General features: G+C 39.8%; 37 protein-coding genes and 3 pseudogenes. 8 read left to right on the top strand and 32 right to left on the bottom strand.

Going from position 1 to position 22,958, the window contains the following annotated elements; translation table 11 throughout:
* A partial coding sequence (locus JCM19033_RS24420) for a hypothetical protein (RefSeq protein WP_198153549.1) occupies positions 1 to 228 on the top strand: 228 nt, incomplete at its 5' end.
* Positions 229 to 340: 112 nt separating this feature from the next.
* Here the strand turns inward: JCM19033_RS24420 and JCM19033_RS17195 are convergent.
* Entirely contained in the window at positions 341 to 616 is a 276-nt protein-coding gene (locus JCM19033_RS17195) for a hypothetical protein (RefSeq protein ID WP_054637225.1), read from the bottom strand.
* Between the two features lie 262 nt (positions 617 to 878).
* Positions 879 to 1,181, bottom strand: coding sequence for a helix-turn-helix domain-containing protein (locus JCM19033_RS17190; RefSeq protein ID WP_054637224.1), 303 nt, complete (start codon positions 1,179 to 1,181; stop codon positions 879 to 881).
* A 141-nt stretch (positions 1,182 to 1,322) separates the two neighbouring features.
* Between JCM19033_RS17190 and JCM19033_RS17185 the strand changes: the two genes are divergently transcribed.
* Positions 1,323 to 1,526 (top strand): hypothetical protein, encoded by a 204-nt coding sequence (locus JCM19033_RS17185; RefSeq protein WP_054637223.1) that lies wholly within the window; start codon positions 1,323 to 1,325, stop codon positions 1,524 to 1,526.
* 69 nt (positions 1,527 to 1,595) lie between these two features.
* Here JCM19033_RS17185 and JCM19033_RS26375 read toward each other — a convergent pair whose 3' ends face one another.
* From JCM19033_RS26375 to JCM19033_RS17170, 3 genes are read right to left on the bottom strand one after another with little or no spacing between them, the layout of a single operon-like run.
* A complete protein-coding gene (locus JCM19033_RS26375) occupies positions 1,596 to 1,841 on the bottom strand; it encodes a hypothetical protein (RefSeq protein ID WP_054637222.1) in 246 nt (81 codons plus the stop codon).
* A 60-nt stretch (positions 1,842 to 1,901) separates the two neighbouring features.
* Positions 1,902 to 2,147: a Na-translocating system protein MpsC family protein gene (locus tag JCM19033_RS17175; RefSeq protein ID WP_054637221.1), complete on the bottom strand. Its 246-nt coding sequence runs from the start codon at positions 2,145 to 2,147 to the stop codon at positions 1,902 to 1,904.
* A 10-nt stretch (positions 2,148 to 2,157) separates the two neighbouring features.
* Positions 2,158 to 2,607 carry a Na-translocating system protein MpsC family protein gene (locus JCM19033_RS17170; protein ID WP_054637220.1) on the bottom strand — a complete coding sequence of 150 codons (450 nt, stop codon included), beginning with the start codon at positions 2,605 to 2,607 and terminating at the stop codon, positions 2,158 to 2,160.
* A gap of 277 nt (positions 2,608 to 2,884) precedes the next feature.
* Here JCM19033_RS17170 and JCM19033_RS28405 point away from each other — a divergent pair, with 277 nt between their 5' ends.
* Both JCM19033_RS28405 and JCM19033_RS17165 read left to right on the top strand, forming a co-directional pair.
* Complete coding sequence (locus JCM19033_RS28405) at positions 2,885 to 3,061, top strand: hypothetical protein (protein ID WP_374701262.1); 177 nt, start codon at positions 2,885 to 2,887, stop codon at positions 3,059 to 3,061.
* Entirely contained in the window at positions 3,019 to 3,591 is a 573-nt protein-coding gene (locus JCM19033_RS17165; RefSeq protein ID WP_054637219.1) for a DUF421 domain-containing protein, read from the top strand. Before JCM19033_RS28405 ends, JCM19033_RS17165 begins: the two co-directional genes overlap by 43 nt.
* Here JCM19033_RS17165 and JCM19033_RS17160 read toward each other — a convergent pair.
* The 4 genes from JCM19033_RS17160 to JCM19033_RS17145 form a co-directional block, all read right to left on the bottom strand.
* Positions 3,578 to 4,324, bottom strand: a complete 747-nt coding sequence (locus tag JCM19033_RS17160) for a TraR/DksA C4-type zinc finger protein (protein ID WP_054637218.1) — start codon at positions 4,322 to 4,324, stop codon at positions 3,578 to 3,580. The genes JCM19033_RS17165 and JCM19033_RS17160 overlap by 14 nt on opposite strands.
* Positions 4,325 to 4,535: 211 nt before the next feature.
* Positions 4,536 to 4,967 (bottom strand): YueI family protein, encoded by a 432-nt coding sequence (locus JCM19033_RS17155; protein ID WP_054637217.1) that lies wholly within the window; start codon positions 4,965 to 4,967, stop codon positions 4,536 to 4,538.
* Between the two features lie 28 nt (positions 4,968 to 4,995).
* Positions 4,996 to 5,448: a gamma-glutamylcyclotransferase family protein gene (locus tag JCM19033_RS17150; protein ID WP_054637216.1), complete on the bottom strand. Its 453-nt coding sequence runs from the start codon at positions 5,446 to 5,448 to the stop codon at positions 4,996 to 4,998.
* 19 nt (positions 5,449 to 5,467) lie between these two features.
* The gene (locus tag JCM19033_RS17145; protein WP_054637215.1) at positions 5,468 to 5,887 is read right to left on the bottom strand and encodes a hypothetical protein; all 420 of its coding nucleotides are present in this window, start codon (positions 5,885 to 5,887) and stop codon (positions 5,468 to 5,470) included.
* A gap of 123 nt (positions 5,888 to 6,010) precedes the next feature.
* Here JCM19033_RS17145 and JCM19033_RS17140 point away from each other — a divergent pair, with 123 nt between their 5' ends.
* A complete protein-coding gene (locus JCM19033_RS17140; protein ID WP_054637214.1) occupies positions 6,011 to 6,436 on the top strand; it encodes a DUF2621 domain-containing protein in 426 nt (141 codons plus the stop codon).
* Between the two features lie 401 nt (positions 6,437 to 6,837).
* Here JCM19033_RS17140 and JCM19033_RS17135 read toward each other — a convergent pair.
* The 5 genes and pseudogenes from JCM19033_RS17135 to copZ all read right to left on the bottom strand — a co-directional run bounded on the left by JCM19033_RS17135 (position 6,838) and on the right by copZ (position 8,846).
* Positions 6,838 to 7,289, bottom strand: a pseudogene (locus tag JCM19033_RS17135) (CcdC family protein).
* A 116-nt stretch (positions 7,290 to 7,405) separates the two neighbouring features.
* Complete coding sequence (locus JCM19033_RS17130) at positions 7,406 to 8,023, bottom strand: hypothetical protein (RefSeq protein ID WP_054637213.1); 618 nt, start codon at positions 8,021 to 8,023, stop codon at positions 7,406 to 7,408.
* Positions 8,007 to 8,327 carry a TlpA disulfide reductase family protein gene (locus JCM19033_RS17125; protein ID WP_054637212.1) on the bottom strand — a complete coding sequence of 107 codons (321 nt, stop codon included), beginning with the start codon at positions 8,325 to 8,327 and terminating at the stop codon, positions 8,007 to 8,009. The genes JCM19033_RS17130 and JCM19033_RS17125 overlap by 17 nt, the downstream gene beginning before the upstream one ends.
* Positions 8,315 to 8,566, bottom strand: a complete 252-nt coding sequence (locus JCM19033_RS17120) for a hypothetical protein (protein WP_054637211.1) — start codon at positions 8,564 to 8,566, stop codon at positions 8,315 to 8,317. Before JCM19033_RS17120 ends, JCM19033_RS17125 begins: the two co-directional genes overlap by 13 nt.
* Before the next feature lie 70 nt (positions 8,567 to 8,636).
* Positions 8,637 to 8,846: a copper chaperone CopZ gene (gene copZ / locus JCM19033_RS17115; protein WP_054637210.1), complete on the bottom strand. Its 210-nt coding sequence runs from the start codon at positions 8,844 to 8,846 to the stop codon at positions 8,637 to 8,639.
* Positions 8,847 to 8,975: 129 nt separating this feature from the next.
* On the opposite strand from copZ, the gene JCM19033_RS22600 reads away from it, so the two are divergent.
* A complete protein-coding gene (locus tag JCM19033_RS22600) occupies positions 8,976 to 9,173 on the top strand; it encodes an aspartyl-phosphate phosphatase Spo0E family protein (protein ID WP_157049948.1) in 198 nt (65 codons plus the stop codon).
* A 173-nt stretch (positions 9,174 to 9,346) separates the two neighbouring features.
* Here JCM19033_RS22600 and JCM19033_RS17110 read toward each other — a convergent pair whose 3' ends face one another.
* From JCM19033_RS17110 to JCM19033_RS17075, 8 genes are all read right to left on the bottom strand, one after another.
* Positions 9,347 to 11,134, bottom strand: coding sequence for an ABC transporter ATP-binding protein (locus JCM19033_RS17110; protein ID WP_054637209.1), 1,788 nt, complete (start codon positions 11,132 to 11,134; stop codon positions 9,347 to 9,349).
* Complete coding sequence (locus JCM19033_RS17105; protein WP_054637208.1) at positions 11,118 to 12,890, bottom strand: ABC transporter transmembrane domain-containing protein; 1,773 nt, start codon at positions 12,888 to 12,890, stop codon at positions 11,118 to 11,120. The genes JCM19033_RS17110 and JCM19033_RS17105 overlap by 17 nt, the downstream gene beginning before the upstream one ends.
* 69 nt (positions 12,891 to 12,959) lie before the next feature.
* Positions 12,960 to 13,184, bottom strand: a complete 225-nt coding sequence (locus tag JCM19033_RS17100) for a YneF family protein (protein WP_054637207.1) — start codon at positions 13,182 to 13,184, stop codon at positions 12,960 to 12,962.
* Between the two features lie 114 nt (positions 13,185 to 13,298).
* A complete protein-coding gene (gene sirA, locus JCM19033_RS17095; RefSeq protein WP_054637206.1) occupies positions 13,299 to 13,739 on the bottom strand; it encodes a sporulation inhibitor of replication protein SirA in 441 nt (146 codons plus the stop codon).
* A gap of 173 nt (positions 13,740 to 13,912) precedes the next feature.
* A complete protein-coding gene (gene tkt / locus JCM19033_RS17090) occupies positions 13,913 to 15,913 on the bottom strand; it encodes a transketolase (RefSeq protein ID WP_054637205.1) in 2,001 nt (666 codons plus the stop codon).
* A 183-nt stretch (positions 15,914 to 16,096) separates the two neighbouring features.
* Complete coding sequence (locus JCM19033_RS17085; RefSeq protein WP_054637204.1) at positions 16,097 to 16,324, bottom strand: DUF896 domain-containing protein; 228 nt, start codon at positions 16,322 to 16,324, stop codon at positions 16,097 to 16,099.
* 134 nt (positions 16,325 to 16,458) lie between these two features.
* Complete coding sequence (locus JCM19033_RS17080; RefSeq protein WP_054637203.1) at positions 16,459 to 17,127, bottom strand: recombinase family protein; 669 nt, start codon at positions 17,125 to 17,127, stop codon at positions 16,459 to 16,461.
* 31 nt (positions 17,128 to 17,158) lie between these two features.
* The gene (locus JCM19033_RS17075) at positions 17,159 to 17,341 is read right to left on the bottom strand and encodes a hypothetical protein (RefSeq protein WP_054637202.1); all 183 of its coding nucleotides are present in this window, start codon (positions 17,339 to 17,341) and stop codon (positions 17,159 to 17,161) included.
* Between the two features lie 156 nt (positions 17,342 to 17,497).
* Here JCM19033_RS17075 and lexA point away from each other — a divergent pair.
* Positions 17,498 to 18,123, top strand: a pseudogene (gene lexA / locus JCM19033_RS17070) (transcriptional repressor LexA).
* A 676-nt stretch (positions 18,124 to 18,799) separates the two neighbouring features.
* Here the strand turns inward: lexA and JCM19033_RS17065 are convergent.
* From JCM19033_RS17065 to JCM19033_RS23720, 3 genes are all read right to left on the bottom strand, one after another.
* Positions 18,800 to 19,087 carry a hypothetical protein gene (locus JCM19033_RS17065; protein ID WP_054637201.1) on the bottom strand — a complete coding sequence of 96 codons (288 nt, stop codon included), beginning with the start codon at positions 19,085 to 19,087 and terminating at the stop codon, positions 18,800 to 18,802.
* Positions 19,088 to 19,218: 131 nt separating this feature from the next.
* Positions 19,219 to 19,410 (bottom strand): hypothetical protein, encoded by a 192-nt coding sequence (locus JCM19033_RS22595; protein ID WP_083465537.1) that lies wholly within the window; start codon positions 19,408 to 19,410, stop codon positions 19,219 to 19,221.
* Positions 19,373 to 19,519, bottom strand: coding sequence for a hypothetical protein (locus JCM19033_RS23720; protein WP_157049946.1), 147 nt, complete (start codon positions 19,517 to 19,519; stop codon positions 19,373 to 19,375). Before JCM19033_RS23720 ends, JCM19033_RS22595 begins: the two co-directional genes overlap by 38 nt.
* A gap of 168 nt (positions 19,520 to 19,687) precedes the next feature.
* Here JCM19033_RS23720 and JCM19033_RS17060 point away from each other — a divergent pair, with 168 nt between their 5' ends.
* Positions 19,688 to 19,894, top strand: a complete 207-nt coding sequence (locus tag JCM19033_RS17060) for a helix-turn-helix transcriptional regulator (protein ID WP_054637200.1) — start codon at positions 19,688 to 19,690, stop codon at positions 19,892 to 19,894.
* Positions 19,895 to 20,376: 482 nt separating this feature from the next.
* On the opposite strand, the gene JCM19033_RS17055 is transcribed toward JCM19033_RS17060, so the two are convergent.
* The 7 genes and pseudogenes from JCM19033_RS17055 to JCM19033_RS17025 form a co-directional block, all read right to left on the bottom strand.
* Positions 20,377 to 20,574, bottom strand: coding sequence for a hypothetical protein (locus JCM19033_RS17055; RefSeq protein WP_054637199.1), 198 nt, complete (start codon positions 20,572 to 20,574; stop codon positions 20,377 to 20,379).
* Entirely contained in the window at positions 20,574 to 21,482 is a 909-nt protein-coding gene (locus tag JCM19033_RS17050; RefSeq protein WP_054637198.1) for an N-acetylmuramoyl-L-alanine amidase, read from the bottom strand. Before JCM19033_RS17050 ends, JCM19033_RS17055 begins: the two co-directional genes overlap by 1 nt.
* A gap of 21 nt (positions 21,483 to 21,503) precedes the next feature.
* Entirely contained in the window at positions 21,504 to 21,686 is a 183-nt protein-coding gene (locus JCM19033_RS17045; RefSeq protein WP_054637197.1) for a hypothetical protein, read from the bottom strand.
* Positions 21,679 to 21,945 carry a holin gene (locus tag JCM19033_RS17040; protein ID WP_054637196.1) on the bottom strand — a complete coding sequence of 89 codons (267 nt, stop codon included), beginning with the start codon at positions 21,943 to 21,945 and terminating at the stop codon, positions 21,679 to 21,681. Before JCM19033_RS17040 ends, JCM19033_RS17045 begins: the two co-directional genes overlap by 8 nt.
* A 12-nt stretch (positions 21,946 to 21,957) precedes the next feature.
* On the bottom strand, positions 21,958 to 22,281 hold the full coding sequence (locus JCM19033_RS17035; protein WP_054637195.1) for a hypothetical protein: 324 nt from the start codon (positions 22,279 to 22,281) through the stop codon (positions 21,958 to 21,960).
* Positions 22,282 to 22,327: 46 nt separating this feature from the next.
* Entirely contained in the window at positions 22,328 to 22,546 is a 219-nt protein-coding gene (locus JCM19033_RS17030) for a hypothetical protein (RefSeq protein ID WP_054637194.1), read from the bottom strand.
* Positions 22,527 to 22,784, bottom strand: a pseudogene (locus tag JCM19033_RS17025) (tail fiber domain-containing protein); the annotation flags it as partial. The pseudogene JCM19033_RS17025 and the gene JCM19033_RS17030, both read right to left, overlap by 20 nt.
* Between the last annotated feature and the right edge of the window lie 174 nt (positions 22,785 to 22,958).

Here is a 22,958-nt window from a genome sequence, read left to right as displayed (position 1 = left end):
ACCGTCGCTGGTATCCTCATCCTCTTCGGATTTCTCAGACCCTTCGTCCTCTTCACTGTCGTCGGTGTCCTCGGACTCTTCGTTGTCGTCCGTATCCTCATCCTCTTCGGATTTCTCAGACCCTTCGTCCTCTTCACTGTCACCGGTGTCTTCGGACTCTTCACCGTCACCAGTGTCCCCGTCACCTTCGGACTTCCCAGAAGGTTCTTCTTCTACATTTTCCTCTGAAGAACTACTTTCCTCTTCCGTCTCTTCACCAGAATCATTTTCTTGCGTTTTCTCCTTTTCTGAAGTGTCTTCAGAAACCAGTTCATTCTTCTTAGGCTTTGAAGCTTCATATCTATGCTTTTTTAGTGAATCCTTTTTTTTCTTTTTTCGACTTCTTATTGTTGTCTTCTTTTTCCTCTGAACCTGAACTTTCTTCCGAGGTTTCTTCTAAGAAAGCTATTTTTGTTACGAGATAAAGGTTAATGGCAGAAGTACTTCCTTCATGTATGAGCCATTGTTCATCCCTGTTTGTTATTTGATCCAAGAGTTCTTGTTGAGACTCTCCTTTTATTTTCAATGTCTTATAATTATCATTATCAAAATAAAACCTTACTTTAAACGTTTTCATTGCCTGACCTCCCTAATTAAATGTAAACTTTCTAGTCAATTACCTTCCCGCACCACGTTGTAAACCTCGAAGAATATTTTTTGAATTTTCTACTTTTCAGTAATTTCCGAGAGAAAACACTTACATTTAACAGAAAAACAAAAAACGCCCGCTTAAGGCGTTTTTAATAACGAACCACCTGTCCTTACAGGTATGTCCACTCGCTTACTGTATCCAATTTTCTGTATAATCAACGGTTGAGTGCCCTCTTTCTATAATTAGGTTACGATTTAACAAGACCCATATGCCTTTTGATTGCCCGCACATGTTCACTTTCTTCTCTATTCATAAGCACTAGTCCCAGATCTATTACTTTGCTTACTTGTTTCTTTTGGGTCGTTCCTAATATGTACCGAGTCGAAGTTTCATAATAAGACGCTAAAAATTCTATCTTATCCAGGCTTAAGGACCTCTCATTTTGTTCTACCTCCTGATACTCCTCGGGGGTAAGGCCCAATCCTTCAGCTACCTCTTTTTTCGTCAAGCCGTGTTCAATCCGTAGTTTCTGCAATCTTTCACCATACATTTTTTATCCAGCCTCCTTTTTCGTCTATTTTACCTGAAAAAGGTAGAAAATTGTAGAAAAATTATAAATTTATCAAAAGAAATATGAAAAGGAGTAAAATGTTTACAAAAAGGGTAATGGTAAAAGAAGGAGGGAGTACCAATGAGTAAGCCATTGCGTTGCCGCTTAGGCTTTCACAAGTATGAATTTATTGAATGGAACGAATTTGTGACAAAACCAGACAATGACCCTGGAACGGTCGTCAATCAAAAAGAAAGCGGCAAGTATGAGTGTGAGCTTTGCGGGAAACGAAAGGATGTTCTTACTCCTGTAGGTAAACCAAAAGAAGAAAAAAGAAAAATTTAATACACGGATCGCTCTGTCCCTGAAGTAAAAAAGGGACAGAGAAGTTTTAACGCAAAGAAATAAGAAATTTTACATTTCCTTCTTTAAATCCTGGTAAATATGAGTTTCGAGATTTCTGTCTTTTTGGTCACCGGCACAATCGTGACAATAATAGTGTTTTCTAGTTTGATAAAAATAAACAAGTTCCCCCTGTTCAAAATCCTTAAAACATGAGTTACAGTAAAAACTTTGTGCTTTTTTAAAGTTGACCATTCTTCTAAACACCTCTCTTCCATCCATCTCCATCTTGATTAGTTTACATAACCTTGCAGCCATATAAAAAAGCCGAAAAGAAGAAGACTTCTTTTCGGCTTTACGTCTAGCTTTTTGTCTAGCTCATTTCCGCCTGCTTTTATTCAAATGTACGGGATCTAAAATAAGGGTGACAATACTTCTATCGAGGTTAAAATCCCAATCGACAAAAATATCTTTAATAGTGGAATTGAAAAGCAGCTCGAAACGTCTTCCCTGATTTAGCTTTCTCTTTTCTAATTTCCGCTTGGCCACTTTTAAATTTTCTTCTTTTCCTAAGCTGATTAATTCTTTTTCTATAGGAACAAGTATCCCTTCCCTGACAATCATAAATGTTAGATCATTTTACTTTATTAGAATGAATTTTTTCAGGGGCTTTTTGTGCTTCCATGCTTACAGAAATCATTTCCTGTTCAATTGCTTCTTTTTCTTTATACTCGTCTACAAGATGTTCATCTTCGTCTTTTTCGGAAATAATCCCCATAAAGATTCCGGTCTTATTGGCCAAATTCCAATCATAGTAAAATTCTTTTATTTCCAAGTCTGTGACTGCATAAACATAGGTTTTAATTTCTGGAATTAATGTGGCCAGTACCCGTTCTCTCAGGTGTTGAACAGACATTTCATCGTTTTCACCAAGCAATACTTTTTCCATAGGCCCTAAAAAATCTTCCACATATATACTGAAATAAGGATGGGAAAAAGTCACATAAATTGCCTTTGGACCTTTACCAAAATGATCACGGATTAATCTTCCTACGTAACTTGCAATTTTGTTTTCCTGCGACACGCCGGTTCACTCCATCTCACTTTTTGATAAAAGCATTATTTCTTTTATCCTTTTAGTAAGAGTTTACACCGGCAAGCCATTCAGTAAACATGAATTTAAACATTATATCACAATGCGACATCTTTACAAAGACCTTGAAGAAATTTCACACTATTCCACAAACTAAATCTTACTATTTTGAGTAGAATGTAAGGGTCTTTATTGGGTATGCTAAAAAACGTTCAAGTTCGTAACCCTTCGGAATACTACTTCTATGTAAAAGAGGTGATTTCCTGCTATGCTTCTGGAAGACGTCGTAATAAAATCCATTGTCCTTTTTATTATTTTATATGTCATCGCACGTATCCTTAATAAGAAGTTCATCGCCCAAATGACCTTCTTTGACTTTGTGGCCGCTATCACGATCGGTCCATGGTTGCTACTGTCACTTTTACGCAAGAGATCCCAATACTAATCGGGATTGCCGGGATTGTCCTTTTTTCTCTGTTGGCTCTTATCTCTGACATCCTTGCCATTAAGAGCTTTCGTTTGCGTAAGGTATTGAATAGCGAGCCTACAATCTTGATTAAAAATGGTAAAATTTACGAGGAAGGATTAAAGAAAGTAAGGCTTACGGTAGATGACTTATTAGCGAACTTACGTAAAAAAGGAGATTTTTATTTACATGAAATCGAGGGGGCGATGATGGAAACTGATGGCACAATTAGTGTCCTGAAAAAGCCTCAATACCACTTCGTAAACCAGGAAGACATGAAAGTAACCAAATTATCAAAGGGAATGCCGCAGACATTTATTTTGGATGGCAAGCTTCTCCCTTACAGCTTAGAAGCAATGGGAAAAGATAAAGAGTGGGCCGAAAATATGTTAAAAGAGCATGGGATCAAAAACATGAGAGATGTGTTTGTGGCTCAAGTTGATTCTTCTGGCATGGTGTATATTGATACACGCGATGACTCTTTCACTCCTATTATTAAACCCACTTAAAAAGGCCGCTGAGGCGGCCCTTAGTCTTCATCATACCCAAGCACTGAATCGGTCTCGTTTGTGTCAAGATACCTTTCATATTTTTCATGGGCAGTGCCGACTCCAGTAAAACGTCCGTCAAGGCCTGCCTGCAAAAACCTTCTACCTCTTCCACGTACCCTACATTTTCATCAGACTCCACATACATTTCGTTATAACTCTTGGCCGTTTCATAAAAATCAGATGGTGATTCAGAAGAACCATATCGTTCTACTTCTTGCCATGCATCTTCAGCATCAAAAAAGGTTTCACTTTCGTTTTCATCGTATTCAAATTGCCCGAATGCAGGCTTTATTATATCTTCTTCTACAGGGCGTTCATTATTTGTATATATTTCATGAGGAGCATGCTTGATACATGTAGTTGTGGTAGGAAGAGCTTCCAATCGTTCATCAGAAATAGGCCCTCCGCACACTTCACACCGTCCAAATGTATCTTCTTCTAATGCTTTTATGGTCCTTTGAACATCCTTTAATTCTTGTTCAGCATGTTCATTTAATGCAATATCTTTCTCTCTTTCATATAATTCTGTTCCTAAATCTCCTGGATGATTATCATAACTAGATAGTTCATCCATTGATTCATGGACAAGCTCCAATTCATTGCCAAAGTGGTACTTATTTAATCTGGCCTTTAGCTCTTTTTCTTCTTCTTTCAATTCATAATAAATCTGCTGAAGCTTTTTTCTTTCCACGGTATTCACCTCCTTATGAGATAAAGTTTTTTCCTTTTAAGGCAAGCTTTTTATTGATTCACTTGCGCGAGGAAAGTGACTGTCGTTTCTTATCATGTCTCAGTTACGGCATTTTACGACTTTTAATGATTTCCGGAGGGGATAAATACTTCCAAGAAGTTTGTGAATATAAAATAAAAAGACCCTTACATTGTAAGGATCTATCGTTATATCACTGGCCAAATAAGCGTTGGAAAAAAGAAGGCTTCTTCTCAGTTTCTTGTTCTTCGGACTTTTCATCTTCAATGAAGATTTCTTCATTATCAACAGCTTTGTCACTCGCCAAAAGAAGACCGATATCAGTGTTGGAATCATGGTCTGTGACTCTTTGGGCATGAATTCCATTCTCACTGGCAAGCCTTGTATATTCACTCACAGCCTGGTGTCCAATCAAGCCATTGACAAGTAGATGGGCGTCCGGGTATTTCTTTATCATTTCTTCAACTTCTGGATACGTTCCTTTTTTCATTACCTGTTCTTTTGTTAAAGCAATAAGTACTCTTTCCCGGAATGTCCCTAAAAATCTCCGTTGTTCGTCCGGATTTACTCTTCTGCTCCCATGAATACCTTCCTGGATATAATCATTTACATCCCGTGAACTCAATGAATATTCACTCCCTTTTATCCTGGTGCTATTTCCCTTTGCGCCACAGTTCCCTGATCATTTTTCTAAGTTGATCCTGATATTCAAGGGATAATATCTCAGCCCCTTCTTCAATTAGCCCAGCGTAATATTTCGACGGAGGTATATCTGTTGCAGCTTTATCTTTTATCGTATAGGTTTCAGCTTTTACCCATTCATTTGATTCGAGCCTTTTTACATGCACAGGTATACGATCGTATACGAGGGGGTATCCTTCTCTAATATCAAGCTCTTCAAACCCGGGCACTTCAAAAAGTGCGCCTTCTACGGTTTTTCCTTCTTCAAATATAATATCTGCCACTCCCCCTTCGCGTTTATGGGAAAAAGCGCGAAAGCCGAACGTATAATCATGTAGAAGCGCGGGTCCAAGACGTTTCCCATCTACCGTTCTTTTAATATCATTTACATTCATACAGGAGCCATACGCAAAATAATAAGGCACGTTGATACCACCTTTCCTTTTAAGCACCAAGGAGATTTGAAAACTTAATAAAAAACAGGAAAATAATAAGGATGGATAACAGCAAACTGAATTGAAACAGCTTATCTCCTGCTTCTTTATTTTCTTTGTTTTCCTTTTCTGCTGTCAGCAGTAACCTTATTTGTTTAGAAGTCAGTCCCAGAAAGGCACTGATAGCGACCCAGGTTACCAATACCACTACCGTCCATACAGATAACCAGTTATCTGTAAGAATGAGTCCGGTAATGAAAGCAATGATGATTCCGGCATGAGCCCCATGGATAATACCCCGGTAAATTTTAAAAAGGGATAGTCTGTAGGATCCATCTACTCCCTTATACAAAAAAGGCAATGGTATGAGCAAGAAAAAGAAAATTGAAATCACCCAATGCAAAATATAGCTTGTTAAATACAACAACATAGACTTTTCCACCTCACTTCCTTTACCACTATAACAGATCAAAAATCCTCATAAATATAATTCCATCTTTTTATTTTTCTGTGATAAAATAATGAAGGACCAATTAAGACAGAGGTGAAGAAAATGCCTACGGATCTATTCATGTGGTTCATCGTATTGTGGTCTATATTCTTGACGGTAATGATGTTTATCGGGGGATACTTTATGTTCAGAAAGTTTCTGAAACGTTTCCCTAAAGAAGATGGAAAATCAATCTTGGACTGGCAGGATTATTATATTGAGCAAACCCGCCATCTGTGGCCGGAAGATAAAAAAATGCTGTTAGAAGAACTGGTCTCTCCCGTCCCTGAATTGTTTAGAGATGTAGCCAGGGAAAAAATTGCCGGGAAAATCGGTGAGCTTGCACTGAAAGAACAAGTTGACACCATTGATGAAGATTTAATTATTCGCGGCTACATTATTGCCACTCCTAAACGAGACCATAAATTTCTCCGTGCTAAGCTTAAAGAAAAGAAAGTGGATCTACAGCCCTACAGTCACCTGTTCTAGTTTCTGAAAAAGATGCTGGGACACAACAAAGCTAAAGAGAAGAGCCTCACCATCGGTGAGAGCTCTTTTTTGTTTCCAGTATGCTATTGGTTAAATGTTCAAAGGGCCACTTGCACCCACCTAAAGGCACCAGTGGGATATGCTCTCAAGCTTCTTTTCATTCGCTTTCACGTTGTCTTCTATGCTCGATCAAGACTTCTGCTAACCGGGGAAGACCCCCGGTAGATAGCTCTTGCTTTTGCCGTCCCCGAAGGACACCGCCCAGCAGGATAACCAAATAGTATTGAATCCAAAAATAAGGCTCCCATTATCACGATAATGGGAGCCTTATTTTTACTTAGGTAAGATAGTCAATTTTTACCTTGTAGCTGGAGCCGGCGAAGGCTTTTCAATCGGATCCTTCACCAACAACTCTTTCTCTGCCTTTTATATCCTAGGAGCATCGCTACTCTCCAAGGAAGAATCATCCGTAAGCTAAAATAAAAAACATCCCAGCCAGTTCTGCCACGTGAATCGCATCGCCAATAATGATTTTAAAGGTAATGCGAGCGAGTAACAAGAATATTAAAATAAACACAAATGCCTTTGAACGGCGCAAATAAATTTGATTATTTTTTATTTCAAACTTGGACGTCTTAATTAAGAAAATAGAGAAAATCAAGCCAACTGCCAGTGCTTCCATAATTTGAAGAGGAGATAACCGGGCAGGTTCATATAAAAACATGAGAAATCCCGTCGACATAAAAATCGGGGGAAGAACGATCTTTTTGAGTGTGGCCGGCTTCTTAATTGCTTTTAAGCGTATGATGATCGCTAAGGCAGCCATCATGGCAGCGCCCAAGGTTCCAAGCATCACCGATGTTGTCAAGGTGTATGCCTCCTCCCTTTTCCGTTTTACGGCTACTATAAAACTCCGTAAGTTCCTATTATTAATCATACACCGAGCAGCCTGAAAGATGCAATGTCGTTTTAAGGGGAAACAGGCTTTAACAGTAAATCGATAGCAACGACGCTAAAAGCCAGGTAAAGAGTAAGGATAAATGGCTGTTTGCTTATAACCCAATTTGCTCCAAACCATAAAAAAACAAGCCCCAGCGTCCCTTCGTACACATGAAGGGGATGATGGAAATTCCCATCATACATTAGTCCCCATGAACCCCCGGTCGATAGGCCTGGCTGGATTAATAACAAGGAATAGAGCGAATAACCAAGGAAAATAGACAATGAAATGTCATCGGCTGCATGAAGAGACCATTTCTTTTTCTTCCACATTAAACCAAGCACAATAGCACCTAATAAGACAGCAGCTTCTTTTGCGAAAGGACCTCCAGAAGTAAACAGTAACTGGGATGGATTAAGTATCATACTCCAATTTCCAAATAAAGGCCACATATGGTATAGGATAAACCCTGCCACAATTGTACCTGTTACAGCTGAAGTGATCTCTTCCTTTGTATTGTTTCCCCACTTTCTTTTTAAGATAAGGCTTAGTAACCCATAGGAGAGAACAAAAGCAACGGCCAAAGCAATCAGCCAGCCTGGAAATTGAAAAGGTCCCATGGTGATCAAATCATGCCTCTTCATCATCACTTCTGCCCCCTTCTTCTCTTACTATATGTATGGCCTGTATTAATTCATTCTTTGTTAGAGCACCTGTTTTCCTCCACCTTATGTATCCTTCTGCATCTATTATAAAGGTAGTCGGTATTGATCTCACCTGATACTCTCGGCTTACAGTCCCTTCTTCATCAAAAAGATTTATATAAGGAACTTTATATTCCTCTATAAAGCTCTTGGCATCTTCCATGGTATCCTGGGTAAGCATGTTTACTCCCACAAACTTCACCTCTTCTTCTTCAAACAGATGAGAGGATGCTATTAAATCCTCCATCTCTTCGTGACAAGGAGGACACCAGGAAGCCAGAAGTTTATGACAAGGGGGCGTTTCTCATCCTCTGTTATCGGATCATACATCGAACCATTTTTGTATAAGGATAAAGGCGGTGCCTGAAAACCTTCCAAAGGCAATGCTGATTCCTGGGAGTCCTCTGGCTGGGCGGACCCTAACCAGATAAAGAAAATGATAAAGAGTACGAAAAGAAAAGCAGAAGATAATTTTTGCCATTTCACAGCTGCCGCCTCCTTTTTTCCTGTAGTGTGAAAGAAGGAAAAAACCGCCTTATTTTCAGGCGGCTTTTACTTATTTTTCTACATCATACCCAATATCTTCTATTTCTTCTTTCATCCTAGCAGGTGTCACTTTATCGTTATCATAAGAAACTGTTACGTTGTTATGATCAAGACTTACCTCAGCCTTTTCTACGCCTTGTAAACTTGTTAATGCTTTTTCTACAGAAGCTTTGCAATGACCGCATGTCATTCCTTCTACATGTATCACTTCCGTCGCCATTTCTTCACCCCATTTGGTAAGTTTATCAATTCTTCTATATTATTATGACAAAAGACACTCTTGATTAGCAACTACTCATTCTTCTTCATCCGGCTTGCCAGAGATGATTAAATTTTGTATAATTTTTCAATGATACTTTTTGAGGTGAAGATGATCATGCATGCACAAGAGCTCATAATCAAAATAGAAGCCAAACGAAACCAAATGATGAATGCTGGCCGCCACTATGGATTAACCTCTGGAAAAGTTTTGCAAGCAAGCCAGGAACTGGATGAACTGCTTAATTTGTATCAAAATGAACAAGCCCTGACCCCACACCCTTATTGAGACGAAGAGCAATGGATTTCTCAGGTAGAGAAATAATTATGAGACTTGGAAAAACAGTCTCTTAAAAAAGCAGGGTCCAATTATCGTTATTTGATAATTGACCTTTTTGGTGTCAATAGATAGTACCGGGCGGTGTACTTTTTCAAACTTTATAATGGTTTATCACCGAATGGTCATCCAGGCATTTCTTTATTAATCCCTTGTTGAAGCAGGTACATATTGTAATAAAGTCCTTTCCTTGTCAGGAGCTGGTCATGAGTTCCTTCCTCGGCTATTTCTCCCTGGTGAAGAACAAGGATATGATCAGCTTCCTTGATTGTGGACAGCCGGTGAGCAATAGCGAGCGTTGTCCTGCCTTTTTTCATTCTTTGTAATGCTGCTTGAATCGCTTCTTCCGTTTCTGTATCAACATTGGCCGTTGCTTCATCTAAAATTAATATCTTTGGTGAACGCGCCATAGTTCTTGCAAAGGAGATCAACTGTCTTTCTCCGCTGGAAAAAGTAGCGCCTCGTTCTCCAACAGGGTGGTTATACCCTTTCGGAAGCCGACTGATAAATTTGTCAGCATTCACAAAGCGCGCAGCTTTTTCGATGTCCTGATCAGTCAATGATTTATCATATAACCTGATATTTGTTTTCACATCTCCGGTAAATAAGAAATTATCCTGTAGAACCAGACCCAGATGTTCTCTAAGCTCACTGTTTTCATAGGAGGAAAGATCTGCTCCATCAATCAAAATACGTCCTCGTTCTACCGGGTAAAACCTCATCAAAAGATTTATAATTGAACTTTTCCCGCTCCCAGTATGCCCCACTAAAGCGAGAGTTTCGCCTTTGCGAACCGTAAAGGAAATATTTTTTAAAACGTCTGTTTTTCCATCATATGAAAAAGAAACATTTTCAAAACGGACTTCTCCCTCCCGGATAGTTGGACGGTCTTTGCCAACCTTAAAAGGGGCAGCCTCATTGTGGTCAATTAAACGAAAAACACGACCGGCTGATACAATGGCCTGCTGAAACAATGAAAGACGCTGCATCATTTGATTAACAGGCTCAAAGAAACGATCCAGGTAATTTACAAATGCGTATAACACTCCAATCTCAACTGGCCCTTGAAACGATGCAAAACCAAAATATTGTAAAACTAAAATAAGAGCAAGAATCGATATAAAATCTACAGCAGGCCGCAGCAGGAGCCCATCAAGTTTCATGCCCTTCAACCAGGCGCGATGATGTTCTTCGTTTACTTTTTCGAATTCTTTTCTCATTCTTTTTTGCTGCCTGAAAGCTTGAATAATTGTCATTCCCTGAATCGATTCATTGATTTTTCCGTTTAACTGACTTAGCTTACCGCTCATTGCTCCGTAAAACCTGGCACTTAAACGACGGTATACATACATAAGACCCAAAATAACAGGAAGGAGAAATAAGCATAGAATCGCAAGGCGTGCATTTAAATAAAACATTGCTATGAAAATACCAATAAGAAATACAATATTTTGAACGAATGTCGATAATACGTCAACAAACATATCTTTAACTGCCTCGGTGTCATTGGTCACCCTTGAAATAATCCCGCCTGCCGGAGTACGGTCAAAAAAGGAAAGGCCAAATTTCTGCGTCTTTGAAAAAACATCTATTCGAAGCTGCTGAATAATCCGTAACGCAATCCTTTGAAACCAAAAACGCTGAAAGTAGTTAAAAATAACCGAAGTTACATGCAGGATAATATAAGCAGAACCTAACCATAAAAGCGGTTCAAAAGGGAAGTTTTGTGGCGTAAGATAATCGTCTATAAAAATTTGAATTAAAATCGGACCAACAAGTTCGGCTCCTGTTCCAAGTAACAGGAAGATAAATGAAAGAATAACGAGCCCTTTATGCCCTTTCAAATAAGCCATAAGCCTGAGAAATACTTCCCTTTGTTCCTTGGGCTCCAAAAAATCATCTTGGTGCTTCATCCTGCCTCCCTCCTCTGTTAACGAGTGATTCAAGCTGCTGCTGCTCATACATCCTCTTATACCAGCTGTTTTTTTGCTGCATTAAATCCTCATGGCTCCCTTTTTCCAGAATTTTTCCTTCATCAAGTACAAGGATAAGATCTGAATGCTTGATTGCACTTAAACGATGAGCCGTAATAATTGTTGTTTTGTTTCTTCTTTCTTTTCTTAACGCATGCAAAATATTTTCCTCCGTTTGAGCATCGACCGCAGATAAAGAGTCATCTAATATAAGCATTTCCGGGTCAAGCAAAAGAGCTCTTGCGATAGAAATTCTCTGCTTTTGTCCTCCGGATAAGGTCACTCCCCTTTCTCCTACTACTGTTTCATACCCTTTATGAAGCTGAATGATATCCTCATGAACGCTCGCAAGCCTGCTTGCTTTGATCAGGCTGCTAAACGAAGCATCTGGATCTCCAAATGCAATGTTATCAGCAATCGTCGCAGAAAATAAAAAATGATCCTGAGGCACGTAAGCAATAGATTTCCTCAATGCATCCAAAGTATATGCGCTAAGAGAATGCTTTCCAAACAAAATTTCACCTCTATTAATCTCAACTTCTCTTAAGAAAAGTTTAACTAACGTCGTCTTTCCGCTCCCTGTTTTCCCGACTACTCCTAACGTCTGCCCTTTTTTTAAGGAAAATAAGATATTTTGAAGAGCAGGATCCTGGCTGTTGTCATAATATACTGTTTGAATATGAGCTTTCACATCACCTTCAGGCGGGATAGATACCGCTCCGTCTTTATCTGTAATTGCTTGTGGTTCTTTAAGAAGCTTCTCGACTCTGCCGTAGGAAGCACGGCCTCTTTCCACTATGTTAAAGAGCCAGCCAAAAGCAAGCATGGGCCATATTAATAATCCAAGGTAGATCGTAAAGCTCGTAAGTTCCCCGATCGTAATTGTTCCAGCCACTACATATTGAGCCCCAAAATAAATAGATAGAAAATAGGAGATACCTACAATAAAAGAGATCGTAGGATCGAATAAGGCATCAACCTTGGCCACCGATATATTTTTCTTTACCACGTCCTCTGACTTGTCCCTGAAAGACTCTATTTCCAGATTCTCATGGCCAAATGTTTTCGTTATTCTGACTCCTGAAACGCTCTCTTGAACTTTATCGTTTAATGAAGAAAAAGCTTCCTGTGCCTTTCCAAACCTTTTATGAAGTAACGTTCCATAATAACTTGTCATCAATGCCATAAATGGCATAGGGATTAAACTGATCAGTGTCAGTTCCCAGCTAATCGTAATGGCCATTGTAAGAATGACAAAACCGCCCATGGTCAGTGAATCAACAAGAGTCAACACCCCTACTCCCGCTGTCTGTTCTATAGCTCTTATGTCGTTTGTGGAATGAGCCATTAAGTCACCTGTTCGTCTTTTGTTGTAAAAGCTTGACGACATTTTTGTAAAATGCTCATAAAGTCTATTCCTAAGTAAGCGTGCCAGTCGGATGGCAGAGCCAAAAATCAGCAAGCGCCAAAGAAAGCGGAGAATATATATTAAGACAGCAAGTATGAATAAAATTCCTGTCCAATACCATATTATTTCCTGTGTTAATGTTTCGTCTAAGATATGATCAACAAAGACACCAACCACATAGGGAGGAAGCAGGGATAAGAAGGAGACTAGTACGAGAAGAAAAATTCCTGTTCCATACTGCTTCCTCTCTTTTTTGAAATACCACCATAAATCTAAAAATACTTTCATAAAACCACCTGCTCTCCCATTCAAATTCTAATCGCAAAATAAAAACACCTCATATTTGAGGTGCTTGTGTTATTTCTTATCTTGCTGCCGCTGCATCGCTTTCATCATTTGATTAATTTTTTTCTGTGAAGGGTTCTGACCCATTTGCATCATCATTACCCGCAGCATTTGTTCATTAATAGGCGGGTTTTTCTTCATGTAATTCATCATGGTCTTGCGGGCAATGAAAAAACCTAATGCTAAACCAGCTAAAAGGCAAGCAAGCCCCACAAGCACAAACCAAAGCCAATCCATTCCTTATGTTCCTCCTTCTAAGACCATTAACGGAAATAATGTCATGAATGCAAGTATAACCTTGTATATTATAACGTATCCAAAGTCCTAATGAAAGAGGAGGGATGAAAATCTTTATAAAACCGTGTAAACTTTTAACGGTTTCAGCCACCCGAAGGTTTGCTTTTTGTAATTAATTGCAAAGATATAGTCGCTTAGCTGCTTGATGATATCAAATACTATCCACTCTTTTTGGTAATCCCCGTCAGTTTCAAGGATCATATACGTTGGAGTAACCGTAAGGGAAGCAGATTCGTCGGTATTTTTAAACATTAAGCTTTGATCCTCTTTTACCGCTTTTCTAAAACCCTGGTCCTGAAACATACCCTCCATGCCCAATAGCCAATCTTCAATTGGAATCGGGGTAGTGACGTATTTTATTTGCTTTTCAAGTAATGGCTTTGCCCACTTATACGCTCTTTCATAGTCCTGGAACAGGCGATATAGTTTATCCTCAGATTGGTAGTATTGAACCGCCACTTCCTTTTCCATTAAGTATAGTACATAACGATTCATTGCCGTATCCCTCCTGGAATCTTTTTATCATCATACAGGATAAAAAAAGCAAGGAGTGTCATTTTATGGTTTTAATCTACCATTCTTTTTGTCGAATGTAAAATTATTTCATTAATATTCAGAAAAAAGATAGAAGAAGCTCTCCTTAAGAGAGCTCCTTCTATCATATATCATTATCTTTGCAGTAATGCCTTTACTTTTGCTACAACATTCTCCACTGTAAATCCGTATTCTTCAATAACCTTGTCCCCAGGCGCAGAAGCTCCAAAGCGGTCAATGGTTAAGGTGTCTCCTTTTAGGCCTACATATTTATGCCAGCCTTGTGAAGCAGCCATTTCGATACCAAGACGAATTTCTACGTCACTAGGAAGAATTTCTTCTTTATAATCCTTATTTTGCTCGTCAAAGCGATCAAAGCTTGGCATGCTTATTACATTGACTTTAATACCGTCTTTTTCAAGGGCACTTTTAGCTTCGACAGCCAACGACACTTCAGACCCAGTAGCTAATAAAAGAGCATCAGGAGTTCCTTCTGTTTCAGAAATCACATAAGCTCCTTTTTTCACTCCTTCATAGGCTTTCTCTGCTGTTCCCTCTAATGTTGGCAGTCCTTGTCTAGTCAAGATAAGAGAGGTTGGCTTGTTTTGGCTTTCAAGAGCCGCACGCCAGGCTGCCACTGTCTCATTTCCATCTGCAGGCCTGATGACAGAATGATTAGGAATTGCTCTTAATGCAGCAATTTGTTCAATCGGCTCATGGGTTGGACCATCTTCACCCACTGCAATGCTGTCGTGAGTGAATACATAGGTAGCCGGAATCTCCATAAGTGCACTTAAGCGAAGGGCCGGACGGAGGTAATCCGAAAAGACCAGGAACGTTGCAGAGTAAGGTTTTACTCCGCCATGAAGAAGCAACCCGTTGACTGCTGCCGCCATCGCAAACTCACGCACTCCAAACCAGACATTTCTACCTTTGTAATTGAGTTGTGTGAAATCCTCTTCTTCTTTGACGAGAGTTTTGTTAGAGGATGCAAGGTCAGCTGATCCGCCGAAAAGGGAAGGAACTGCAGAAGATAGTGCCTGAATCGCTTCTCCAGAAGAAGCACGTGTTGCAAGCTTATCCTCGCCAGCCTTATAAACAGGAAGATTACTATCCCATCCATTTGGGAGCTCGCCTTTTACCGCTTGAGTAAATTGCTCAGCAAGTTCCGGGAATGCCTCCTGATACTTTTCAAACGATTTATTCCATTCAACTTCTTTCCCTGCTCCCTCAGCTTTCACGTTTGCGTATAATTCTGCTACCTCAGGCGGGATGTGGAAGTCGTTTTCAAATTCCCATTTGTACATTCCTTTAGTGGCAAGCACTTCTTCTGAGCCAAGAGGAGCACCATGAGCTGCGTTTGTTCCTCCTTTTTTCGGAGAACCAAAACCAATGGTGGTCTTTACTTCAATGAGTGTCGGACGCTCATCTTGTTTTCCTTCTTCAATGGCTTTCGTAATAGCATCTATGTCGTTGCCATCTTCTACTAGAATCGTATGCCAGCCATATGCTTCATAACGCTTTCTTACGTCCTCGGAGAACGATTTATTAAGATCCCCATCCAAGGAAATATCATTTGAATCATATAAAACCACAAGACGCCCAAGCTTCAAATGCCCTGCTAATGAGGCTGACTCACCGGATACACCTTCCATTAAGTCGCCGTCACCGCATAGAGCATAGGTGTAATGATCAACAATTTCATGGCCCTCTTTGTTATAAGTCGCAGCTAAATGCCTTTCAGCCATGGCCATCCCCACTGCCATTGCGACTCCCTGACCTAATGGGCCTGTTGTTGCTTCCACACCAGGAGTGTGTCCGTATTCAGGGTGGCCTGGGGTCTTACTCCCCCATTGCCTGAAGTTTTTTAACTCATCAAGAGACAGGTCATAACCTGTAAGGTGAAGCAGGCTGTATAAAAGCATAGACCCGTGTCCAGCAGATAATACAAAACGGTCCCGGTCAAACCATTCGGGGTTAGACGGATTGTGCTTCATTACTTTTGTCCACAAGGCAAAAGCCATGGGAGCCGCCCCCATAGGCAGACCAGGATGACCTGAATTTGCTTTCTCAATACTGTCAATAGATAGTGTACGAATGGTGTTTATCGCTAGCTGCTCAACATTAGTTGACATTCCTGAAATTCATCCTTTCTTCCTCTGTATATGTATTCCTGTTTTATGATATCCTTTCTGCTTGTTTTTAACAAGGCTAGAGAGACCTTAATCTTCCATCGTGCAAAAAAGAATCCATATATTACTACTTATTAAAAATAAAAAACCCTAGACATTTGTCTAAGGCTCTCTATATGTGATAAGTTACCTTCCGCTTTTCTTGGCTTCTTCAAGTTTTGCTGGCGTAACATCGTTGCCTTTTTCATCAACTACTTTCACTGATTGAAGCTGACTTTTAAAAGAAGAACGAAACTTAGCTAAATATTCATTTCTTAGCTTTTGTTGTTCAGCCTCTTCTGTTTCCGTTAGTCCTGTCGTCTTAGCTCGTTTCGCTAGTTCATTAATTCGAGCAATCTTATCTTGGGATAACATGACAGATGTAAGACCTCCCTATTTTTACCGAAATATATGTACATGGTAACGTATGAGTCAAGGTAAATGCAAATGTCCAGGCGTGTTGTTACATGACCTGACAAAGCTGATGCTTTGAAATAGAAGGACATTGTTTATTTCTCTCCACTTTCCAAATCCTGGTTTTCTGTTTTTATATATTCTACATACCTGCGGTGAACTGTTGCTTTTGAGACTTCAAATCCAAGACCTCTTAACGTGGCAGCAATTTCATGAAAAGTTAAATCGCGCTTTCTTAAATTTACAATTTCTTCGATAGGCACTTCTTTTCGGTCACGCCCTCCCTGATCCATGTTTTTTAAATTTCTTTCAGGTCTGTAGCCCTTTTCAACAGCCCGCTTCATCCCCCTCTGGATTTTAAGGTTATGTATTTTCCGTTGATACTCTTCCACCACAGAAATGATGTCCATCAGCATGGAATCCGTTTCTGAAAGCTGAAGCTTTCCTCCATCACGGACTGAATACACCTCAGCACCTTGTTTATGAAGCTGGTGCAAAATAGCAATCTTAGCATTTCCTCTTCCTATTCTCGTGTCGTCTTGGACACAGAGCGCATCGGCTCTTCCTTCTGACAGATCATCCAGAGCTTCAAGCAAGCCTTCACGCTCAACTGTATAGCCGCTTGCTTCTTCTTTAATAGTTTTATAGACTCGGTCGCCCTTTTCCTCTACCAGTTTCTTCAGCTCTTCCTCCTGTCTGCTCAAGGAGGATTGCTGGCTTTCTTTAACCGTGCTTACCCGGCAATAAATAATACACTTCTTCATTGAATAACCGCCTTATCATACACCTGCTGGATCACGTTCTATTATAAAACTGTGTGTGTTCAATCATCGACAAAACTGCCGCAGCTGGAAGGTTCCCTGGGTCATCTACTGAGCTTTGGTATTGGACAGTAGAGACAAGAATGATAATAGAAAGAATAAATAATAAAAGGATAAGCCATTCTTGTCCTGAAATTTGCTGAAACTTTCTTATCATATGTATCACCTTTTCACCAGAATGTATGTTCTTATTTGATAATGATTATAACGAGAACTATTGTTCCCGTCAACGAATTAGAACGAATGTTTGCGTACATATGTTTTCCATGGTATAATTTGCTTAAATTCAAAGAATAAAAAGAGGTGCGGAATTATGAGTAAGTTGTCTACTAGGCAGCAGCAAATATTAGACTATATTAAAGACGAAGTCCGCCAAAAAGGGTACCTCCTTCTGTTCGGGAAATTGGTGAAGCAGTCGGCCTGGCATCAAGCTCAACCGTGCACGGACACCTCTCCCGATTAGAGAAAAAAGGACTCATCCGCAGAGACCCTACCAAGCCGAGAGCAATTGAAGTTATTGAACTTGAGCCTGAACAGCCTATCATCTCAGAAAGCAACGCGGTATATGTGCCGGTGATCGGGAAAGTTACAGCAGGACAGCCTATTACAGCTATTGAAAATGTAGAAGAGTATATCCCTTTACCTGAACGTATGGTTTCAGAAGAGAAAGTATTCATTCTGACTATCCAGGGAGACAGTATGATAGAAGCGGGGATCTTTGATGGAGACCTGGTCATTGTCAGGCAGCAGCAAACAGCAGATAACGGAGATATTATTGTAGCTATGACAGAAGAAGAGCACGAAGCTACGGTGAAAAGGTTCTTTAAGGAAAAAGACTATATTCGATTGCAGCCGGAAAACAGTGCAATGGATCCTATCATTCTTGACAGTTGCATCGTATTAGGAAAAGTGATTGGTGTATTCAGGACTATTCATTAAGCTATCTTTTCTAGTAATCTATTAATAATAAACAAGCAAAGATAAATCTTTTTTTGCAAAAATGCCCCCGTCTTAGAAACAGACAGGGGCATTTTTGTTATTCTATTCATTTTTTATAGTGAAAAGCTCTCCTATAGTAAGGGGTATGCAACGACTACAACGTTGCACAAATAGAAGAGCTTACCGCTTTCAATGCCAGCACGATGAACAAAAGCCATAGAGAGAGCCACCTTTAATAAAACAAACATCCTGCCTGTCGGTGTATTAATCTGCTTTTTTATATATCAAACGAAAAAGTCTATATCAACCTACATAACAATCTTCGCCCTCCATTAACCTTTTCCTTTCATCAAAAAAGACCCTTGATGCCTGAGGCACCAAGGGTCTGATAGGTATTAATAAGTTTGGATATACTGCTCGCGTTCCCATGGGTGCACTTGCGTGCGGAACATATTTGCACTTTCTGTAACTTTTCATAACCCCTTAATTATAGGCGTTTTACCTTTTATTATTTTTCTTTCTTCCATTATATACTGGTATTTTTTCAATTAATTTTGGTCTTTTTTTGGTCATTTGTTTGGTCAATATCAAATACCCTGCCTTTCAAAATGAAAAGCATTTATGAGTATCCTATGTGTAGCTTCTCGGATGCTGCACTTCCAGGATACTGATAACTTTACGATCCGTTCATAAACCACTTGGTCAACTTTGACATGAAGGATGTAATCTTCGTGTGTATAGGGATATCTTCAAAGTAATAATACCTGTTTAACTTATCAGTTACCAAGTTAGAGCAATATGATGTCATGGATTCTCTTTTAATTCTAGCTTGATACTGAGCAAACTCTCTTTCTTCCCTTGAAGCAGGAACACGAATATCAACTTTTTTATCCGAACGTTGTTTTCTAATATTAATTTTTCTGTTGGTTCTGGAATTTCCAACACCTAATTTGTTTTTCTCCATTACGCCCTCCCCCTTCCTGTTCATTGATCAATTTTTTAAATTAAGTTTGGTCCCCTCGTCCCCTCATCCGCAATAGGGCGGTCAAAAGGGGGAGGGGCCTTTACCCTTAGCCAGCTATTACTTCGTAAGGTCTATTTTAATTCCCCCCCACTCGAACGATAGACAGGTTTCTTAGTCGCAATGTCCGTTTTGTTCTCTTCCATGTCCCTCTGTATTAATCGTTTTACATATGCAGAAAACACAGGGAATTGTTTGGCGTGTTTTAGCAGTCTTTCTTCATATGGATCATTTAGATTGAAGGACACACTCTTCGTCTTCTGCATGCTGTACCCCCATCCATTGTTCCAATACTTGCTTTCCTTCTTCTGTTAAAAAGATGTAGCCTTCAAAGTGACCTTTTTTCATCTCAATTACAAATTCTTCTTTGCTCATAGTTGATTAATTCCTCCTTGTGAGTGGGTTAATAAATCATACTCCACTATTAATCAAATAAGAACAAAAGTATTAATTAAATTTATATATTTCATCAATTTAGTTAATAAAGGAGTTGTTAGCAAACTTATAGAAATAAACGAATACAATTAATATGAGGTGATTGTTTTGCTTGTTAGCAAAATCGGGGAGTGCATAAAGCGTTCTGGATATAGAAGGGATTATATCGCTAAGGAGATGGGGATTCAAAAACAACAGTTAAGTAACTGGTGTACCGGCCGATCTAAACCACGGACTGAGGATTTATTTAAGTTGGCAGCTTTGTTAAACTGTAAAACCGATGATATGTATGAATTTATAAAAGAGGAAAAATAAAAAAAACAGGGGTTTTCACCCCTGATCTGTAGGAGGACCCTTTAATGTGAGCGTATTTTGTTTCGGATTAAGGGTCTTTCCTATTTTAGACTTATAAATGTAGAGTTATTCAATAATAATTTTAAAAAAACAGGAGCACAAAAGCTCCTGTTCTGAAAAAGGAGGGGCCCGAATATCACGTACCAAGGTCCCTTGATATTGTATGTATGTAAAGTGGGATAATGCTTTCTTATTTTATTCCCTTCGCTTTCTTTTCATAATCTATTGCCTATTGTAAATAGAAAATATCTTCGGTTTCATAAGAAGAGCTTTCTTTTGTTCTAACAACTTTTACAGAATGCCTTAAAATAAAAAAAAGGAGCCCGGAGGCTCCCCTATTAGTGAGGTTGGGGCCCAGGAGGTGATTGACATGTACTTACGATGTAATCCCGGGTCCCACTCTCATTCTATACAACAGGTACCTTAATCATACTGGGCCTTTGTTATGAACTTCTGTTAGTTACCCAGTTGTCACTCGTGGTAATATATGTTCCAGATATCAGCTTGTACATGTCTGTGCTGGCTCCTGACACGTTTACACGCTCGGCAATGGTAAACGCCTGTCCTTTTGTAGCCCAGCCTCCAATTGCTGAATCGGCGAAACTCGGTCTTGTTCTCCAGCGCACTCGGTCAGCTGTCACTATGACCAAATTTCCAGCTCGGGGTTTTTCTGTAACTCTCTATAAGTTTGTGGACCGGCTACACCATCCACCGAAATTCCTGCACTACTTTGGAAGGATCTCACGGCTGCTTTTGTTGCTGGTCCAAAAACTCCGTCAGCTCCGTGTCGTCCTAAATCTTCTCCGTGATTTAAAAGCATTTCCTGCAGGCTTGTCACAAGTGGGCCACGGCTTCCTTCTCTTAGAATTTGTCCCGTCCAGGCACTTTTTCCTGTTGAGGTGCTGCCAGAGCTTTGCGTTCTCTTTCGTAGACCCAAAGCTTCGGCAATCCCTACGGCATGAGCCTCTGCGATTTCTCGAATAAAACTGGATTGTTTTAAGAGCCTGGCGTCAGAGCTATTAGTAACAAATCCTCCCTCTGTTAAGATCGCCGGCATGTTTGTATGCTTAATAACATAAAACCCTGCAGTTTTTGTCCCACGGTCCGGCATTTTCCCCCGGAAAGCGTGATTAAACATAGCAGGGTGTAAAGAGCTGTGAATGTTTCTTGTTCTCGTCGGTGCACCCCTATATCGGAAAGTCTCGAACCCCCGGGCGGCGGCTACTGCTGCATTATAGTGAATACTAATAAAGATATCGGCTCCCCAGTTATTAGCATCTCTCACTCGTTCCCCTAACGTCCTAAACACATCAGTGGTACGGCTCATCCGTATTTGAACACCGCTATATTCATTTAAAAGGATATCTCTCAATTGCAAGGCTGTAGATAAACATAAATCTTTTTCCCTTAGTCCATTGCCAACGGCTCCCGGATCATTTCCGCCGTGACCTGGGTCAATATAAACTTTGACTCCGTTAGAGAAAAACTGAAGAAAGTTTTCACATGTTTTTAGAGCGCTGTGACCAGTCGTTAATTGAATCATTTCCATAGGTAGACCCCTCCTAATATTTTAGTTATCAGCATCTGGTTGGCTGTCATCATCGGACTCTACGTCAAAAGCCCATTCTTCTGGTTCCTTGCACTCTTCTTTTGTAAGACACACCGGTTCTCCATGATTCCCATTTTTAAAACGATCTTCTTTGTACTCAAGTTCCTGACCGCAAATAGCGCATTCTACACAATCTTTACTCATTAACACCCTCACCTTTCTTTTGTTGTTTTCCTAATTCAAAAAGACCTACTGAAGCAAGTCCTGATATACCACCAGCCCACATTCTTTCTGCTAACGTAGCATCGGCAAAAGGAAAGGCAGCTGCGCCTAATGCCAAACCAATTCCTATAGCTAGTAATGGAGCATACCGTTTATCTATCTGGGTAGACTTCTTGACTGCTTGAACCGCACCAGTAACAACTGGAACAATCAAAGAAGCAATAGCTAAAATTTCAACCATTCATACCACCTCCTAAAAATAAAATGAAAAGAAAATAGGGACCATTGCCGCCGTTAACGTAACAATGAACCCTATAATGGTAAGACCTGTTTTGATTGTCCACTTTTTCTCTGCATCTTGTCGCTTTTGGTAACGTTCAAAGTCTTTTTTGTTCTGCTGGGCTAATTGAAGGGCAGCATTAGCAGCATCTTCTGCATCATCAGCTTTTATTGAGGCATGGTGAGCCGTACTCTTAATTTCTTTTAATAGTTCCATTTGGTTCTTTTGGTTTGTATCTATCTTAATGAGCCATTCCCTGACTTCCCCTATGGCTTTTGCCAACTGATTTTCTGGCATTATATCCCCCCTATCCGTCCATCATTGGGCAAATAAAAAGAAGCCTCTACTTGGCTTTAGGCTTCTCGTCTTTGGAAGAACTTTTCTCTTTTCTTGTTTCCTTTTGTTCTCCTTTAGGGTTTGTTTGCTCTTCAACCATCTTAGCCAGCTCGTCTCTTTCTCTTTGTGTAGCTTTTAATTGAGCGTATAAAATTGCTTTTTCTTTAGCTAAGATCGCAATATCCTGCTGCATTTGTTCAGTAATATCATGCACATTCATTTCCATATACATAGTCCTCCAAGTCAATGATACGTTTTGTTTGTTCTTGCATGGCTTTCCATAAAAAAGCTGTAAGCCCCATATGGCTTAATGAATCGTCTCCTGCTTTTAAGCAATCAGGCGTTTCCTGATAAATGAATCCCAGCTTACGTTGTCCTTCTTCAGAATCTTTCATTTCATAGGTGTACACCGGTGTTTCCATAACATGCTGAAGAGCCTCTTTGTCATACAACTCAATGTTTTTCTTAAACTCTCGTCTTGACCCTTCATTAAACGCACTGGCCTTATTGGCCTATATACTGAGTCACCCACATTTCTGATTTGTATCCCGTCAGTTGTTCCTAAACCCTTCACGCCGTTGTTACTAATGTTTAATTGTAAATGACTGGATTCAAAGTAGCGTAAATCCATTGTTTGT

It is taken from the genome of Thalassobacillus sp. C254 (assembly GCF_001310615.1).
This window is presented reverse-complemented; position numbering and strand designations above follow the sequence as displayed.